Genomic DNA, 17671 nt, shown 5'->3' on the forward strand with positions numbered 1-17671 from the left:
TACCCCTAAGGTAAGAGCGCCACCTTCACATGAAGTAAATTGCAGACATTAAAAAACCCGAGGCTAAGCTCGGGTTTTTTTAGTATTAATTAGCTAGGCTAATTATTACTCGTTGAACGTTGCTACAAAGCACCTACGCCTAAGGTAACTGCGCCACCTTCACATGATGTAAATCGCAGCCATTAAAAAAGGCCACCTAAGTGACCTTTTTCTAACAATTAACTTAAACGTTAATTATTACTCTACGATAGTTGCTACAACACCAGCACCTACAGTACGGCCACCTTCACGGATAGCGAAACGAAGACCTTCGTCCATCGCGATTGGCGCGATTAGCGTTACAGTCATCTTAACGTTATCACCAGGCATTACCATTTCTACGCCTTCTGGTAACTGTACGTCACCTGTTACGTCAGTTGTACGGAAGTAGAACTGTGGACGGTAACCTTTGAAGAATGGAGTATGACGACCACCTTCATCTTTCGAAAGTACGTATACTTCTGAAGTGAATGTAGTGTGTGGCTTGATTGAACCAGGCTTAGCTAGTACTTGACCACGTTCAACGTCTTCACGCTTAGTACCACGTAAAAGTGCACCAATGTTCTCACCAGCACGACCTTCGTCAAGAAGCTTACGGAACATCTCAACACCAGTACAAGTAGACTTAGTCGTCTCTTTGATACCAACGATTTCAACTTCGTCGTTCACGTTGATGATACCAGCTTCAACACGGCCAGTTACAACAGTACCACGACCTTGGATTGAGAAAACGTCTTCGATAGGCATGATGAATGGCTTATCGATGTCACGCTCTGGCTCTGGAATGTAAGTATCTAGTGCTTCTGCAAGCTCTACGATTTTAGCTTCCCATTGCTCTTCGCCTTCAAGTGCTTTAAGTGCAGAACCTTGAATTAGTGGTAAGTCATCACCTGGGAAGTCGTATTCAGAAAGAAGTTCACGAACTTCCATTTCTACTAGCTCAAGTAGCTCTTCATCATCAACCATGTCACATTTGTTCATGAATACAACGATGTAAGGAACGCCAACTTGGCGAGAAAGTAGGATGTGCTCACGAGTTTGTGGCATAGGACCGTCAGTCGCAGCAACTACTAAGATAGCGCCGTCCATTTGAGCAGCACCAGTGATCATGTTTTTAACATAATCGGCGTGACCAGGACAATCTACGTGTGCGTAGTGACGAGTAGGCGTATCGTACTCAACGTGTGAAGTTGAGATTGTGATACCACGCTCGCGCTCTTCTGGAGCGTTATCGATTGATGCGAAATCTTTAGCAACACCGCCGTATACTTTTGCAAGTACGTTAGTGATTGCTGCAGTTAGTGTAGTTTTACCGTGGTCAACGTGGCCGATTGTACCAACGTTTACGTGCGGTTTTACGCGTTCAAACTTTTCTTTTGCCATGACGGAACCTATCAGTTTTGTGTATCTAGATTACATATGAAAATAATCCACCATAGGTAGATTAAGTTAATTTTTTCAAATTTCAAATAGTTTTTTCTGACAGATAAAGGAAGTGTTTAAGGCGATTCGATTGACTGGTGCTGATAGGCAGATTTGAACTGCCGACCTCACCCTTACCAAGGGTGCGCTCTACCAACTGAGCTATATCAGCATCATCAAATTGGAGCGGGCAGCGGGAATCGAACCCGCATCATCAGCTTGGAAGGCTGAGGTAATAGCCATTATACGATGCCCGCTTTAAGGAACCTGTTCTTAAACTACCTCTAACCGTCTAGAATAAAGTGGTGGAGGGAGCTGGATTCGAACCAGCGAAGGCTGAGCCGTCAGATTTACAGTCTGATCCCTTTGGCCGCTCGGGAACCCCTCCACGATAATTCTTTACTAAGCACTTCCGGTAAAAGGAAAGTGGTGCCGACTAACCGAGTCGAACGGTTGACCTACTGATTACAAGTCAGTTGCTCTACCAGCTGAGCTAAGTCGGCACTGCTTTAGTACGGGGCGAGATTCTAGAGTAAGGTTTATTGGGATGCAACCAAAAAATTAAAAAAAATGTGATTTAATGCTTCAAATGCTCACTATTCGCGCAAAAAGCTGTTTTTTTGTTGTTTTTAACTCTTTTTAGCTAACTCATACCAGTAATTTAAGCCTTTCATTACTAGCATTGGGTCGAAAATACTCTGTGAAAAATGCCCTTGTAACAGCTGACCATAACCACCCGCAAAAATTAAGAGGCTATTTTTTGTCTTTAAATGCAATCTTGCTTGCTCAATGGCACCCATAGTTGCCACTAAGGCTCCGTTTTTTAACCCATTAGGGGTGTTTTTTCCAAGCTCATTAGCAAATGGCGTGTTTGCATCATCAAATACCCGCTGAGTATTTTGAGTGAGTGATGAGGTCATTAAATCAAGCCCAGGTAATATCCAGCCTCCTAGATGCTGCCCATCATTATTGAGAACGTCTATGGTGGTAGCCGTGCCAGCATCAACAACAATAGCAGCCATATTAGGGTAAAGCGTATAACCGCTAATAAGCGCCAACCATCTATCTATACCCAAATTACCTACTTGCTGATACGCGCAGCGTAACCCACCGAGCTCACTACTAACCGTAGCCTCAAAACAATCAATATTATGCGTTTTGGCTTGCGCTAATAATTGTTTAAGTAACTCGCTACGACCAACACAAGCGTAAATAACAACCGTAATTTGCTGCCATGAAATATTATTAATATCACATGGCTGTATTTGCCCGTTTTCCCACAATACAGCTTTGAGTGAAGTATTACCTACATCAATTAACAATCTCATGCTTGCGCCTTTCTTAATGAAATCTCGCCGCCATAATAACTTTTTACTTCGCCGTCTTGGCGAATACGTACACCACCGTGCGCATCTATACCTTCACAAATGCCACGCCAACTACGATGCCCAGTATTAAGCTCTACCTGCTCGCCTGCAAACGCATTTAATGCATTCCATTGTTGATACATAGTTTGTAAGCCGTTCTCGCGATATTGCGCTAAGCGCTGCTCTAACCAATAAGTTAATGAAGCTACTAATTGATTTTTATCTAGCTGCTGGGTGTGCTGACTTAAATCTGTCCATGCTTGGTCAATGTGCTGACTGGCACTTTTTGGCATATTTAAATTAATACCAATTCCTATCACCAACTGACAGGGCCCTTGTGGTTGCCCGTCTAATTCAACTAATACGCCAGCGAGCTTTTGTTTGTTTATGTAAATGTCGTTTGGCCACTTTAACTCTACATCAATACCATAAAGTGCTTTTATCGCATCATACACCGCTAAACCAACCGCAATCGATACACCCATAGCGGCTTGTAAACCATCATCTAATCGCCAAAAATAGCTGTAGTATAAGTTGGCACCAAATGGCGATTGCCATACACGCCCTCGACGCCCGCGCCCTGCTTGCTGCATTTCGGCAACGATTACCTTGCCCGACTGAAGTGGTGTTTTAGCCTGAATGCGGCGCATTAGTTCGCTGTTGGTTGAATCAATGAGCGGCTGCACTTCAATATTAGCGGTATTTTGCCCTAACTCAGCATAAAGCTGTTGTATTTTTTCCTGATTAAGTAACCCTACTTGGTTATTTAAGCAATAGCCTTTACCTGTAACTTTAAATACATCTAAGCCCATAGCTTGTAGGCTTTGAATGTGTTTACTAACAGCGGCACGACTAATTCCTAATTCCTCTCCTAAAGCTTGCCCAGAGACAAACCCGCCTTTATTAAGCGCATTTAAAATAGCCAGCTTGTTTCCATCAGGTGCTTTCATGCTGATTGCTCCAAAGAGATATGGCATTCATTGTGTTGATCAATTAACCGCACTTCGTGTTCTAAGCTTATGTTATAGCGCGCTAAAACAGTGTTTTGAATATGGGTGATCATGCTGATCAAATCATCCCCTGTACTGTGACCATGGTTAACGAGCACCAAAGCTTGCTGCTGATGCACTTCAATACCGGCAATCTTATATCCCTTTAACCCCGCTTGTTCTATTAACCACCCCGCTGCAACTTTATGATGACCGGCTCCGTGTGGGTAATGAGGTAACTCAGGAAACTGCGCAAGTAACGGCACTAACGCAGCATTCGTAATAATTGGGTTTTTAAAAAAACTCCCAGCATTAGCTAGTTTATAAGGGTCTGGGAGTTTGCTATTGCGTGTTTGTATCACCTGCTCACATACTTGCTGTGGCGTCGGATTTTTTAGTTGTTGAAGCGGCCCATAACTGAGTACTGGTTGCCATATTTTTGGCAGTTTAAAGTGCACTTGGGTGATCACCGCTTTATTTTTTAACGCGTGTTTAAAAACCGATTCACGATAAGCAAAGTGGCATTGCTGATTAGTTAAAGATTTGAAGCAGTTGCTATTAATATCAAAATAGTCAACAGCTTCTATAAATTGTGCTATTTCTACACCGTAGGCACCAATATTTTGCACTGGCGCGGCACCGACTGTGCCTGGTATGAGTGCTAAATTTTCAAACCCTGCTATGCTTTGCTCAAGCAAGTAAGTCACTAATTGATGCCAATTTTCACCGGCAGCCGCACTGACTAAAAAGTCATTTTCCCGTTCAGTAATATTAATTCCTTGGGTCGCCATTTTAATAACCGTGCCAGCATAATCATTTAAAAAAATGGTATTACTGCCCTCCCCTAACAGACAAAAAGGCGCGTTAAAGCTCTGAGTTTGAAGCTGCGCTGAGTCGGTGATCTCAATAAAATTTTGGCATTGGCTACTTAATGCAAATGTATGTAGGGGTTGTAATGAGTGCGCCACAAGGGTCCTAAAGGTACCAGTAATTAATCGCTCTAGTTTAACTCATCGTCGCAAATTGCGCATCAGCTTGTAAAAATTGTTCAACCCACTGTGGCAATCATGTTATAAAACGGGTACTTTTTTATTTGTACTCAAGGTAATTATGAAAATCAAACCTCTTTTTTTAAGCCTCGCTATGGCCGGTATGTGCTCGCAAGCAATGGCTAGCGCTATTGATCAAAATTCCTACGCCAACCTTGATGATGTTATCACCACGCATTTAAACCTTGATTTAGACATCGACTTTGCCGACAAGCAATTAGAAGGTTTTGTTGAGCATACGCTACAATGGCAAAACGCGAAAAGCACAAAGCTAGTACTTGATACCCGCGATCTTGATATTGATAAAGTGATGTATCAAACAGCCAATGGCAATTGGCATAAAGCCAGTTTTAACCTTGCTAATCGCGACGATGTTAAAGGCTCAAAACTAACCATTACATTTAAAAGCCAAGCTGAAAAAGTCCGTATTTACTACAACAGTCGCCCAGAAGCGTCGGGCTTACAGTGGTTAACGCCAGAGCAAACAGCCAGTAAAACGCACCCATTTATGTATAGTCAATCGCAAGCGATACATGCACGTAGTTGGATCCCTGTGCAAGATACACCGGCAATGCGTGTGACTTATTCTGCACGTATTCATACCCCTGAAGATGTGCGTGCGGTAATGAGTGCCGATAATAAAGATGCCCTTTATAAAGACGGTGATTACCACTTCAATATGCCACAAGCAATTTCGCCTTACTTAATTGCGATTGGTGCTGGTAACTTAGAATTTAAAGCGATGTCTAAACAAACCGGTATTTTTGCTGAACCGACTATTTTGGATGCCTCAGTTGCTGAATTTAATGACACCCAAGCGATGATCGACAAAACCAATGCGATGTATGGTGAATATGCTTGGGGTCGCTATGACTTACTTATGCTACCGCCTAGCTTCCCATTTGGTGGCATGGAAAACCCGCGTCTATCATTTATTACCCCAACCGTTGTTGCTGGCGATAAAAGCCTAGTTAACCTGATTGCACATGAGCTTGCTCACTCTTGGTCTGGTAACTTAGTAACCAATGCCACATGGGAAGACTTATGGTTAAACGAAGGATTTACCTCTTACGTTGAAAACCGCATTATGGAAGAAGTATTTGGTCGCGACCGTGCAGTAATGGAGCAAGCGCTTGATGCTGCTGGTCTGCGTGCGCAACTTAAAACCATTGATGCACCAGACACTCGCCTTAATTTAAAACTTAATGGCCGCGATCCGGATGATGCGTTTAGCTCAGTGCCTTACACAAAGGGTCAGCTATTTTTAATCTACCTAGAAGAAAAATATGGCCGTGATAAGTTTGATGACTTTGTTAAAACTTACTTTAATGAATTTGCGTTTAAATCGCTAACCACTGCGCAATTTGTGACTTACATCAAAGCTAACTTAATTGAAAAGTACCCTGGTGTAGTGAGCATGGATAAAGTGAACGAGTGGATTTTTGAGCCAGGTTTACCAAGTGATGCACCTAACCCTACCTCTGATGCGTTCGATAAAGTAGATGCTGCAACACAAGCATGGTTAAAGGGGGATACAACTGCCGCACAATTACCTACTGCAAATTGGACAGTGCATGAGTGGCTGCACTTTTTAAATAACCTACCGCGCGATTTAAGCATTGAAAAAATGACTGAATTAGACGGCGAGTTTAACTTAACCCAATCAACTAACGCAGAACGCGCATTTGCATGGTACATGCTAGCAGTGGGTAACGGTTACCAACCGATTTACCCTGCGCTTGATAAACACTTATCGGGTATTGGTCGTCGTAAGCTAATAGTGCCACTTTACAAAGCACTTATTACACATGGTAAAAAAGGCTGGGCACAAAGCGTGTACTTAAAAGCACGTCCGGGTTATCACCCACTTGCACAAGGTACCATTGACGCGTTATTTGAATAAATAATAGCGTTACCAATAAACTAAAAAGGGCCAATTTGGCCCTTTTTTAATGCTTAATTATTTTGTTACTTTATCTAAAAAAGCCTGCCTTTCAGCGAGCGTTGCTTGTTGCCACCAAAAGTCGAGCATATTTGCCGCACTTGGCATGCCTTTTCCATTAATTGGCGTAATCGGTTTAATGGGACGACTCGGTTTTTGCGGGCCCGCTGGGGTTGCTGTTGTTTGCTGGTTAAACTGTGCGCTTTGAACTTGTCGTTCGGCAATAATATTTAATGGCTTAGCTAAGGTGCTGCCTTTTGCTTTTAAACTCACTTGCGGTGCCTCAGCAAATACTTTTGCCGCTACCGCATTTTCAGCACGATTAAATACTAAGGTGTAATCTTTACCCGCTTCAATGGTTACATTCACCCAAAAAGGTTCTGACTCAATCACTTCATGATCGTCATAACCTAAGTCATATAAATCTGTGTATTTAAGTTTTAGCTGATAAGTACCCGGTGCTAATTCAACATCATCAACACGACTAAAAAGCGAACTTTCAATTATTCGTTCACCCACTTGCAAAGGAACAAATTCCTCAGGAAAGTGAATATTTTCTGCCAAACTCGATGCACTCACTAAGAGCGCCGCTACACTGCCTAATAATATTGATTTACGCATAATTACTCCTTTAGTTGATTTCAGTTTGACACTGCTAGCAAAATTTGTCATTAGTGACACATATATTAATCAAATAAATTAGAGTCATCATTATGAGCCAAGAGACTATTTTTACTAAAATTATTAATCGCGAAATTCCAGCAGATATTATTTACGAAGACGATGACACGCTAGCGTTTAAAGACATTAATCCTCAAGCGCCATTTCATGTATTAATTATTCCCAAGCAACCAATTGCCACTATAAATGATATAAATAATGAAAACTCACATTTAGTTGGTAATTTATACACGGTCGCCGCAAAACTGGCCAAGCAACACAACTTTAGCGATGACGGCTACCGCGTTGTGATGAACTGTAATGAACATGGTGGCCAAACTGTGTATCACATACATTTACATATGCTCGCAGGTAAAGAAATGGGCTGGCCTCCATACCAAGAAACTAAAAAAACGGCGCTATAGTGCTTAGTTAAATCTTAGATTAGTTTAAAAAAATCAAAAATACGGCGTTTTTCTTACTACACGAAAAAAAACAATTACTTATTTGCAACATTTTATGTTTAAATAATCGGAAATCGCACCTTTTCTCCAGTGAAATAATGATTTTCTAATACAAAAGGTGTGTAGGGATTGTGGTAAAATTAATTAGCCAGCTTTATAAAAGAGTAAAAAAACATGAGCAGTTCAGCCTTTTTGTTGTTAGATGAAGAACCAATTAACACTATTGGTATTAACGTTTTAGAGCCATTGTTAAAAACGCAAGGCCTTGACGTAACTACGGGTACAAATATTTTAGATGTTCCGGTAGGTACTCGCTTATTGTTCATTGAAACATCAAGTAAAGACGCATGGACAAAGCTAAAAGAGCAACTCGTTAATTTACGCATCAAGTGCGATATTGTGTTGTTCAATTTAGATGAAAACCCAGAGCTTGCTAATCGCGCATTACTTAGCGGTATTCGTGGTGTATTTTACACCACAGATAATGCCGATGTACTCATGAAAGGGATTCGTTTATTACTCGAAGATCAGCTTTGGTATCGTCGTGACATTATGTGTAATGCGCTTAACCGCATGCTGCAATTTAATAAAGATGCCCTGCATAAGCTAACTGATGGTGATATTGAACCAATAAAGCTAACGAAGCGTGAAAAAGCAATTATCTCGTTAATGAGTAATGGTTCTAAAAATAAAGAAATTGCTGAAGAGTTAAGTATTAGCCCGCATACGGTTAAAACTCATTTATACAGTGCATTTAGAAAAACTAAATGTCGTAACCGTATTGAATTACTTTCTTGGGCACAACAAAACATTCCTGACGAAATTCGTTAACGTTTGTTTGAATAAATACCATACAGGCACTTTAAGTGCCTGTTTTTATATCTTCTTTAAAAAACGCTGTTGGGGTCTTAATGCTCGACTCATTTACGCTTTATTTTGCCAGTATCGCCGTTATGACAGTGATGACGCTACTGAACTTTTTAACCTGGCGTACCAATAAGCATGTTCCCGGCACGTTACTTTATATTTTCTATCCTTTACTGCTATTAGCTGCCATTGTTAGTTTTGCGCTAATAGGCAAAATTCCTGATCAGATTGCCATTACCCTTGCTAATAACATGATGTTTTTAGCCTCTATTGTGCATTGTTTGTCACTGAGTCAATTTTTAAATTATCATGGTCGTGGCCTTAAGTTTGTTTGCCTATTTACAGCGCTCAGCGCTTTGCTGCTTGTTTATTTCACATTTTTACAGCCCTCAATGCGCTCACGGGTATATATTTCTGATTTGCAGCATATTGTAGAGGCCACTTTTTTATTATTTATATTTATAAAATATGCGCGAAAACCCTACCCTAACGCCAGTATTGTTTACATAATTATTTTAACTTTAGTTGCAGCAAGTTTTATTACCCGAAGCCTATTTATGGATGACATTGCACAACAGGATGCCATTTTAAATTCATGGTTTAACTCACTGTTATTTTTAAATAGTGTTATTGCCCCCATGTTCTATGCTGCAGGTATGGCGTTGTTATGTAATGAGCGCAGGGAATTACGACTTAATAAACTCACCGAAAAAGCTCATAAAGATTTAGAAATTCGCGGACTGTTTTTATCCACCATCAGCCATGAAATACGCACACCACTAAACGGCATATTAGGCAGTGCACAACTGGTATTAAATCAAACCAGCGACAGCCGTAACAAAGCCTATTGTGAGGCCATTATCAACTCAGCTGAGTCACTCAACTTACTGGTAGATAAAGTGCTGGAATATGCAAGCTTAGATCAGCACGACGAAGCCCTGTACGAAGAAGACATAGAGTTTAAAACGTGGCTGCAAAACTTATGTTTGCTGTTAAGCCCTCTGGCCGAACAAAAACAACTTAAATTTGAGCTCGCCTGTAATATCCCCGACAAAGCCTGTTACTACTGCGACCAACAAAAACTCAGACAAATTATTATTAACCTTGTCGGTAATGCGATTAAATTTACCGATACGGGGATGGTAAAAGTACAAATAGACTTAATTAATGAAACCCAGCTAGATCATACCCTTAAAGTAAGCGTACTCGATTCAGGCCCTGGTATTGAAAAAGATGAAATTGATTATTTAACTGAGCCCTACATTCAAAGCAGTGCCGGTAAAGAAAAAGGCGGAACAGGTCTAGGACTAGCTATAACCAGTCGCCTTCTCGATAAAATTAATAGCCAGCTAGAAATTACCAGTGAGCTGGGAGTAGGCAGTGTATTTAGCTTTAACATGACGTTAGCTATTGGTGAGCTTAGTCTCGTAGAGCAACGCCATCAAAGTAAGGACTATTTAACCGGACTCGATGTATTACTTGTTGAAGATTTAGATCTGAACCAAAAAATTGCCGTTGAATTTATGGCTGACGACGAGCATAAAATTAAGCTCGCTAAAGATGGCAAAAGTGCGATTGAGTTGATGAAAAAATACCACTTTGATGTGGTGCTACTTGATATGAACTTACCCGATTTAACAGGGCAACAGGTACTAAAAACTCTCAAACGGGTGGAGCATAAAAATCAGCGAACGCCGGTGCTGGCCTTTACTGCCAGTTTGAGCCCTGATGAAATAAAAGAATACTTAGCACTGGGTATTAAAGACATTGTTGGCAAGCCATTAAAGCAAGAGAAACTACGCCAAGCATTGAGTGATTCACAGTCAACACAAACAGCTAATATTGCTGTCGAGCTGATTGATACGTTATACGATGAAACCGCAACAGACACCCTGACAAGCTCTTTTAGTATTGATGAAGTATCTTCTATCTATAATGAATTTATTCTTTCTGCTCGTAATAAGCTGAGCCGTTGCCAAGCTTTATTAGAGCAAGACACCGAGCAATGCATTAAGTTATTACATCGCCAAGCTAGCACCGCTATGCAACTTGGTTTTAATAGCTATGGACTAGCTCTAAAAAAAATTGAGCGACGCTTACTAGATAAAAAACCATTAAATAACTCGTTAAATGAAGCCAGCACACTGTGGCAACACAGTTTAGAGGCGTATTTAAAGTATGTACGGCAAGGACTAGGGTAAAAACGGGCTACGGGCTACGGGCTACGGGCTACGGGCTACGGGCTACGGGCTACGGGCTACGGGCTACGGGCTACGGGCTACGGGCTACCAAGTTTTACTGCAGTGACAAATAATCAAGCATTTTCACTATTTATACTGTTATTTTCTGCCGTATATATCGTCAAATCGCTCTATATCGCTTTCATCTAAAATGGCACCCGTTTGCACTTCAATAACAACTAAGGGCTCGGGTTGATTATTCGCTAAACTGTGCAGCTGTTTTGCAGCAATATAACAAGACTGGTCATGGGTCAGCGTTAAGCTTTGCTGGTCAATACATATATCTGCAGTGCCCGACACCACAACCCAATGCTCAGCGCGATGCTGATGACGCTGCGTTGAGAGCCTAGCCCCACTATTAACGGTTATTTTTTTTACTTTAAAACCGATACTTTCTACCAGCGTACGATAATTTCCCCAAGGGCGGTAAACCACTTGATGGTGTGTCAGTTTGTTATTATGTGTTGTTGTCAATTGCTTGAGTAATAACGGGAGGGCATCAAGCGCATTTTGATCAGCAATTAAAGTGGCGTCGTGGGTATGAATAACCGCTAAATCGCTTACCCCTAACGTCGCTATTGTGTGTCCATCTTCGCTAATAACTAAGTTGTTACTACTGTTTTGGGCGATATGTTCTTGGTGTGGGCTATTACCCTGTGGATCTTTTTTACTCAACGCTGCGAGTGCAGAAAAACTACCCACATCGCTCCAATTTAATGCAACGGGCATTACCACCACATTATTACTACGCTCTAAAATAGCATAATCAATCGAGTCACTTGGGCAAGATTCAAGTGCATGAGTATTTGCTCTTGTAAACGCTAAGTCTTGTTTAAAATCAGTGGCACTAGCAACACTTTTAGCTATTTTTGGCGCAAAGCGTTCCAGCTCTTTTAGATATGCAGCGGGAGTAAATAAAAACATTCCACTGTTCCAACTATAACCGCCCTCAGTTAAATAGGTTGATGCAGTTGCTAAATCAGGTTTTTCTTTAAACTGGTCTACCTCAAAGCAAGCAGTACCTATAATTGCTGTGCCCTGTTTGATATAGCCATAACCGGTATGCGGCTCTGTTGGCGTAATTGAAAATGTAACTAATTTACCTTGCTCAGCCAGTGTCACCGCATCAGATAACTGAGCAGTTAATGGCGTAAAATCTTCAATATAATGATCGGCAGGCATCACCAACAAAGGACCTGTAATATTATTTTTTAATGCATAGTGCGCGGCAAGGGCAATGGCTGGTGCGGTATTTTTGCCTTCTGGCTCAAGTACTATGGCATGGGGCTTTGCAAATGCTGCCTGCTGCGCGGCAATAAATCGATGCTGCTCATTACAGACCAAAATAGCGGGATTATAGCCCTCAGTTGCAACACGCACTAACGTACTTTGCAATAACGACTGCTGGTTTTCATTATCAAGCAAGGATAAAAACTGCTTTGGCATTGCTTGGCGCGACAGCGGCCAAAGCCGTGTGCCAATACCGCCAGCTAAAATTACCGGTGTAATAAGGGTTGTATTCATAAAGCCGCCAATAAAAATATCAGCGGCTATTTTAGCACTTTATCGGCTGGGCGCTAATTTATACCAATGTAAAAGCATCGGCATCTAAATGTGCCGGAAATTTAGCTCTGAACTCATCAAGCGGCGCTTTATTTAACGTGATTGTTAGTAGTGCTTGCTGGTCGTCATTCGCTTTAATCAGTGGCTCACCTTTAAAGTCATACACTGCAGTTCCACCACTGTGGGCAATACCATTGCCATCTTCACCAACCCGGTTTACGCCAACCACGTAGCATAGGTTTTCCATTGCTCGTGCCATTAGCAAGGTATCCCACACATTGCGCCTTGCCGCTGGCCAATTGGCAATATTTATCATCACATCGTAGTCATTATTATTGCGCTGAAACACCGGAAACCGCAAGTCGTAGCATACTTGTGGCAATATTTTAAACCCATTAAGTTCAAACACTTCACGCGTTTGCCCTGCCACCACAAACTCGCCTTCGTTACCTAAACAAAATAAGTGCCGTTTATCGTAATAGCTCACTTCTCCATTTGGTTGTACCCAGTAAAACCGATTCGCTTTTTTACTTCCTTGGGTTACCAATACCGAGCCTGCAATTACCGCATTATAGTGCTTCGCCTGTGCCTTGAGCCAACTCAGTACTGAGCCATTTTCAGCTTCGCCACAGTCAAGGTTAACCGCAAATCCAGTGGCAAAGGTTTCAGGAAGTACAATTAAATCAGGTTGATTGGTGATGTTAGCAAGCTGTTTTTCAAACATAGCTAAATTGGCTTTTTTATCGAGCCAATGCAGCGAGCTTTGTAATAATGCTAAGGTTAAAGTTGACATAAAATATGTGCCGCCTCTATTAAGGTTTGATCATTTTTAGCAAAACATAAACGAATAACTTTATCATTGCTTGGTTGCTGATAAAACACGCTCAGTGGAATGGCTGCAACGCCTGCTTGTTCTGCTAACCATTGGCAAAATTCTACGTCATTTAAATCCGATACATCACTGTAATCAAGCAGTAAAAAGTAGGTGCCTTCACTTGGTAAAATGCTAAATCGGCTATCTTGTAGAGCATTACTGAGCACATCGCGTTTTTGTTGATAAAACTCACTTAGCGCATCCACATGCTCACCTTGCTGTTCTAACATATCGGCGAGTGCATGTTGCGCAGGCGTGAAGCTTGAAAAAGTCACATATTGGTGAATTTTACGAAACTCGACCGCAAGTGTAGCGGGTGCGATGCAGTAACCCATTTTCCAACCAGTGCTATGAAAAGTCTTGCCAAAGCTTGAGATCACAAAGCTGCGAGCAAACAATTCCTCATCTCGTAACACACTTAAATGTGGTTGCTTATCAAAAGTAATATGCTCGTATACTTCATCACTTATCAGGTATAAATCATGCTCGATGACTAAGGCTTTTAGGGCATTAATATCGTGCTGTTTTAACGTTTTACCACTTGGGTTATGTGGAGTGTTGATAATAATAGCCCGCGTTTTGCTATTAATGGCCGCAGCCACCGTTTGCCAGTCAATTACATAACTCGGAGCATGCAGAGCAATATTAACTGACTTACCACCGGCCAATTCAATCGCTGGCTGGTAAGAGTCATAAGCAGGGTCAAATACAATGACTTCATCACCTTCGCGCACTAGCGCTTGAATGGCAACAAACAGCGCCTCGGTTGCCCCTGAGGTTACCGTTACTTGCTGCGCGGCATCTATTTCAACCGCATATTTTCGTTTTGCTAACTGGGCAATTTGTTGCTGCAGTCGCGGTACACCAGATGAAGGTGAATATTGATTAACTCCTTCAAGCACATAATGATTAAGCTGTTTTTTAAGTAGCTCAGGCGCATCAAACTCAGGAAAACCCTGCGATAAATTAATCGCTTCGAATTGATTTGCTAAAGCAGTCATTTGACTAAAAATACTGGTGCCTAAATTTGGCAATTTACTTTCAAACACTGGTTACCCTTAATGATGGTTTTACGCCCAAAGCGATGCTATCATTGCTTAAAAAAGAAGTATAGCCGTCTAAAACAAATAGCTTTATGCTCATTAGTGAGGAATGTATGCAAAACAATACCGCTATTTCAGAACTTATTGAAGCCGGAAAATGGGTCAGTCAAAAAGGTTGGGTACCCGCAACAGGTGGAAACTTTTCAGCCCGCACCAGCACGGGCTTTGTAGTCACAGCCAGTGGCCACGACAAAGGCGCGTTAATGCCTGAGCATTTTCTACAATTAAATCATTTAGGTGAGCGTGTTGCAGGGGCAATAAAACCCTCAGCCGAAACACAACTGCATTTGAGCTTGTATCAACTTATTCCTGACGCGCAATATGTTTTACATACTCACTCGGTAGCGGCAACTGTACTTTCAAATATTATTCAACGCCATCAGCTTGAACTAACCGGCTACGAGATGCAAAAAGCGCTCAGCGGTATTACATCGCACTTAGAATCACTGGCCATCCCTATTTTCGATAACGATCAAGATATAGACCGTTTAAGCCTACTTGTGAGCGACCATCACTTACACTCACCAATTAAGCATGCCGTATTGATCAGAGGTCATGGTTTATATGCTGTTGGCCGTAACATTGATGAAGTTCGCCGCCATTTAGAGGCATTAGAGTTTTTATTTAGTTGCGAGCTAGAACGCTTAAAAATAACAGGAACCGCACTATGATCAAAGCATTGCTAACTGATATTGAAGGCACTATTACGCGTATTTCGTTTGTAAAAGATGTGCTATTTCCTTATGCCGCACAACAACTGCCTGCATTTGTGCGCAGTCACACAGAACAGCCTGAAGTAGCAGAACAAATTAGCGCTGTAAAAGCTGAAATTAACGAGCCTAATGCCGATATCGACACCGTTATTAGCACTTTACTTACTTGGATTGAAGCAGATAAAAAAATAACGCCACTTAAGCAATTACAAGGTTTAATTTGGCAAACAGGCTATGAAAACGGTGATTTTACTGGTCACTTATACCCAGATGCTTATCAATTTTTACAACAACAAAAGCAAGCTGGCCAACAGTTATACGTTTATTCGTCGGGCTCTGTGAAAGCACAGCATTTAATTTTTCAGTATTCTGACTTTGGCGATATTCGCCCACTATTTAGTGATTACTTTGACACCAAAGTAGGCGCTAAACAAGCGCCAAGCGCCTATGAAAATATAATAACGCAATTGCCTTTTAACCCAGACGAAGTATTGTTTTTAAGTGATGTAGTTGCAGAGCTTGATGCTGCAAAAACCGCTGGGCTTAAAACTTTACATTTAATTCGCGATGGGCAAGAAAGCTCATCAAAGCACAGCTACATTAACGATTTTAGCCAATTTAAAGCGGAGCATTTAGCATGAGCCAACTCACTATTTTTGCAGATTCTGACGCCAATAATGCACTGCTGACCAGTAGCGACGTTCAAAATATTGCCGCTGAACTTGCTAAGGTTAATGTGCGTTTTGAGCAATGGCAGGCAAATACCGAGATCACTGAAAGCACCAGCAATAATGATATTTTAACTGCCTACAGCGGCGATATTGAACGCTTAAAACAGCAAGGCGGCTATCAAACTGTTGACGTTATATCACTAGCTAAAGGCGACCCTGATGCTTCAGAATTGCGCAAAAAGTTTTTATTTGAACACACTCACAGCGAAGACGAAGTGCGCTTTTTTGTCAAAGGCCAAGGGTTATTTTGCTTACACATTGGCAGTAAAGTGTACCAAGTACTTTGCCAACAAGGCGATTTGATCTCAGTACCTAAGCTGACCCCTCATTGGTTTGATATGGGCAGCGACCCAGAATTTACCGCTATTCGTCTATTTAACAATACACAAGGTTGGGTAGCACAAAGCACGGAATCACCGATTGCAGAGCAATTTCCATTATTACCGTAAGTTAATCATTCAAAACCCTGGTCCACACTAATAAACATAATGTGGACCAAACGCATCACAAAATTACTTCAGCTTTAAAAGCACGCCACTTTCTACCTGACTTTGGTTATAAACACCGGTATCTAACACCCACCCAGTAACCAACTTTGCGGGTGTTACGTCAAATGCGGGGTTATATACATTAGCATTAGTGGGAGCCCACAATGCCTCGCCAAAACTACCACTAACACCACGCACTTCTTGTGGATTACGTTGCTCTATTTCTATATCGCTACCTTGGGCAGTATTTACGTCAAGCGTAGTAACCGGTGCCACCACATAAAATGGAATATTATGAAAATGCGCAAGCACCGCTAAATTATAAGTACCGACTTTATTGGCAAAGTCGCCATTAGCAGCAATACGATCAGCCCCTACAACAATTTTATCTACCTTACCTGCAGCCATTAAACTGGCCGCCATGTTATCGCAAATTAGCGTGTAAGGGATTTGCCAACGCTCCAATTCAAACGCAGTTAAACGCCCACCTTGTAGTAAGGGGCGCGTTTCATCCACCCACACATGGACATTGCCATGGACTTGTTGTGCTTTATAAATAACACCCAATGCAGTACCTATGCCTGCAGTGGCTAAAGCGCCGGTATTACAGTGAGTTAATATATTGTCGCCGCTATTTATTAGCTCGGCACCACGTGTTGCCATACGCTCACATAGCTCAATGTCTTCAATAAATAACTGCTCAGCCGTTGCAACAATACTGGCAACATAATCAGTTTGTTTAAGCGCTTGGCGCAACGCCGCCATACAATGCATTAAGTTAACCGCTGTTGGGCGAGTGGCTTCTAGCTCATTTATGGCGGTTGCAAGCGCGTCTCTAGTCATACCTTGCTCAGCTAAATAAGCAATTAATAAACTGGCCCCTAAGCCTATAAGTGGCGCACCACGCACTTTTAAGCTGATGATCAGCTCTTTCATGGTCTCTACAGTGTGGCATTCATGCCACACTTGTTGATGAGGAAGCAAATATTGATCAAGTACGCTCAGCGTACTATTTTCATATTTTAAACTGCTTGCGATTAAATTTTGCATAAGGCTCAAAAGATTAGAAGTGCGTAGGGTTATTTTACACCACTTTGAAGAACTCTCAAGTTAGACTTGTAGACATCTAAACATTTAAAGGTATAGAATGCTTAAATGCA

The 17671-nt window shown here is 41.6% G+C and carries 16 protein-coding genes and 4 tRNA genes; 7 read left to right on the plus strand and 13 right to left on the minus strand.

Translation table 11 applies throughout. The annotated features are described in order from the left end of the window. Positions 1–237: 237 nt before the first annotated feature. The 8 genes from tuf to murB form a co-directional block, all read right to left on the minus strand. Positions 238–1422 (minus strand): elongation factor Tu, encoded by a 1185-nt coding sequence (gene tuf / locus PSM_RS14725; protein ID WP_013463851.1) that lies wholly within the window; start codon positions 1420–1422, stop codon positions 238–240. 135 nt (positions 1423–1557) lie between these two features. After that, positions 1558–1633 (minus strand) — tRNA-Thr (locus PSM_RS14730). 10 nt (positions 1634–1643) lie between these two features. Further along, positions 1644–1718: transfer RNA gene (locus PSM_RS14735), tRNA-Gly, on the minus strand. Positions 1719–1764: 46 nt separating this feature from the next. Beyond that, positions 1765–1849 (minus strand) — tRNA-Tyr (locus PSM_RS14740). Between the two features lie 39 nt (positions 1850–1888). Further along, a tRNA-Thr gene (locus tag PSM_RS14745) sits at positions 1889–1964 on the minus strand. Between the two features lie 126 nt (positions 1965–2090). Beyond that, entirely contained in the window at positions 2091–2789 is a 699-nt protein-coding gene (locus tag PSM_RS14750; protein WP_013466180.1) for a type III pantothenate kinase, read from the minus strand. After that, on the minus strand, positions 2786–3778 hold the full coding sequence (gene birA, locus PSM_RS14755; protein ID WP_013466181.1) for a bifunctional biotin--[acetyl-CoA-carboxylase] ligase/biotin operon repressor BirA: 993 nt from the start codon (positions 3776–3778) through the stop codon (positions 2786–2788). Before birA ends, PSM_RS14750 begins: the two co-directional genes overlap by 4 nt. Continuing rightward, positions 3775–4785, minus strand: a complete 1011-nt coding sequence (murB, locus tag PSM_RS14760; RefSeq protein ID WP_013466182.1) for a UDP-N-acetylmuramate dehydrogenase — start codon at positions 4783–4785, stop codon at positions 3775–3777. Before murB ends, birA begins: the two co-directional genes overlap by 4 nt. Positions 4786–4927: 142 nt before the next feature. On the opposite strand from murB, the gene PSM_RS14765 reads away from it, so the two are divergent. Then, a complete protein-coding gene (locus PSM_RS14765) occupies positions 4928–6769 on the plus strand; it encodes a M1 family metallopeptidase (protein ID WP_013466183.1) in 1842 nt (613 codons plus the stop codon). A 57-nt stretch (positions 6770–6826) separates the two neighbouring features. Here the strand turns inward: PSM_RS14765 and PSM_RS14770 are convergent, their stop codons facing one another. Continuing rightward, positions 6827–7429, minus strand: a complete 603-nt coding sequence (locus PSM_RS14770; protein WP_013466184.1) for a DUF2057 domain-containing protein — start codon at positions 7427–7429, stop codon at positions 6827–6829. Positions 7430–7521: 92 nt separating this feature from the next. Here PSM_RS14770 and PSM_RS14775 point away from each other — a divergent pair, with 92 nt between their 5' ends. The 3 genes from PSM_RS14775 to PSM_RS14785 all read left to right on the plus strand — a co-directional run bounded on the left by PSM_RS14775 (position 7522) and on the right by PSM_RS14785 (position 11000). After that, positions 7522–7893, plus strand: coding sequence for a histidine triad nucleotide-binding protein (locus PSM_RS14775; protein WP_013466185.1), 372 nt, complete (start codon positions 7522–7524; stop codon positions 7891–7893). 213 nt (positions 7894–8106) lie between these two features. Beyond that, positions 8107–8763, plus strand: coding sequence for a helix-turn-helix transcriptional regulator (locus PSM_RS14780; RefSeq protein ID WP_008108518.1), 657 nt, complete (start codon positions 8107–8109; stop codon positions 8761–8763). Between the two features lie 80 nt (positions 8764–8843). Beyond that, on the plus strand, positions 8844–11000 hold the full coding sequence (locus PSM_RS14785) for a response regulator (RefSeq protein WP_013466186.1): 2157 nt from the start codon (positions 8844–8846) through the stop codon (positions 10998–11000). Positions 11001–11138: 138 nt separating this feature from the next. Here PSM_RS14785 and PSM_RS14790 read toward each other — a convergent pair whose 3' ends face one another. From PSM_RS14790 to PSM_RS14800, 3 genes are read right to left on the minus strand one after another with little or no spacing between them, the layout of a single operon-like run. After that, entirely contained in the window at positions 11139–12563 is a 1425-nt protein-coding gene (locus tag PSM_RS14790; protein WP_013466187.1) for a mannose-1-phosphate guanylyltransferase/mannose-6-phosphate isomerase, read from the minus strand. Positions 12564–12621: 58 nt separating this feature from the next. After that, a complete protein-coding gene (locus PSM_RS14795; protein ID WP_013466188.1) occupies positions 12622–13395 on the minus strand; it encodes an amidohydrolase in 774 nt (257 codons plus the stop codon). Further along, the gene (locus tag PSM_RS14800; protein WP_013466189.1) at positions 13383–14525 is read right to left on the minus strand and encodes a methionine aminotransferase; all 1143 of its coding nucleotides are present in this window, start codon (positions 14523–14525) and stop codon (positions 13383–13385) included. Before PSM_RS14800 ends, PSM_RS14795 begins: the two co-directional genes overlap by 13 nt. Before the next feature lie 107 nt (positions 14526–14632). Between PSM_RS14800 and PSM_RS14805 the strand changes: the two genes are divergently transcribed. The 3 genes from PSM_RS14805 to PSM_RS14815 are packed head-to-tail and all read left to right on the plus strand — an operon-like array spanning position 14633 to position 16472. Then, positions 14633–15250 (plus strand): methylthioribulose 1-phosphate dehydratase, encoded by a 618-nt coding sequence (locus PSM_RS14805; RefSeq protein WP_013466190.1) that lies wholly within the window; start codon positions 14633–14635, stop codon positions 15248–15250. Then, entirely contained in the window at positions 15247–15933 is a 687-nt protein-coding gene (gene mtnC / locus PSM_RS14810; protein ID WP_013466191.1) for an acireductone synthase, read from the plus strand. The genes PSM_RS14805 and mtnC overlap by 4 nt, the downstream gene beginning before the upstream one ends. After that, positions 15930–16472: a 1,2-dihydroxy-3-keto-5-methylthiopentene dioxygenase gene (locus PSM_RS14815; RefSeq protein ID WP_013466192.1), complete on the plus strand. Its 543-nt coding sequence runs from the start codon at positions 15930–15932 to the stop codon at positions 16470–16472. Before mtnC ends, PSM_RS14815 begins: the two co-directional genes overlap by 4 nt. Positions 16473–16535: 63 nt before the next feature. Here the strand turns inward: PSM_RS14815 and mtnA are convergent, their stop codons facing one another. Then, entirely contained in the window at positions 16536–17561 is a 1026-nt protein-coding gene (gene mtnA / locus PSM_RS14820) for an S-methyl-5-thioribose-1-phosphate isomerase (protein ID WP_013466193.1), read from the minus strand. Between the last annotated feature and the right edge of the window lie 110 nt (positions 17562–17671).

This window comes from Pseudoalteromonas sp. SM9913, from assembly GCF_000184065.1.
Lineage (GTDB): Bacteria > Pseudomonadota > Gammaproteobacteria > Enterobacterales > Alteromonadaceae > Pseudoalteromonas > Pseudoalteromonas tetraodonis.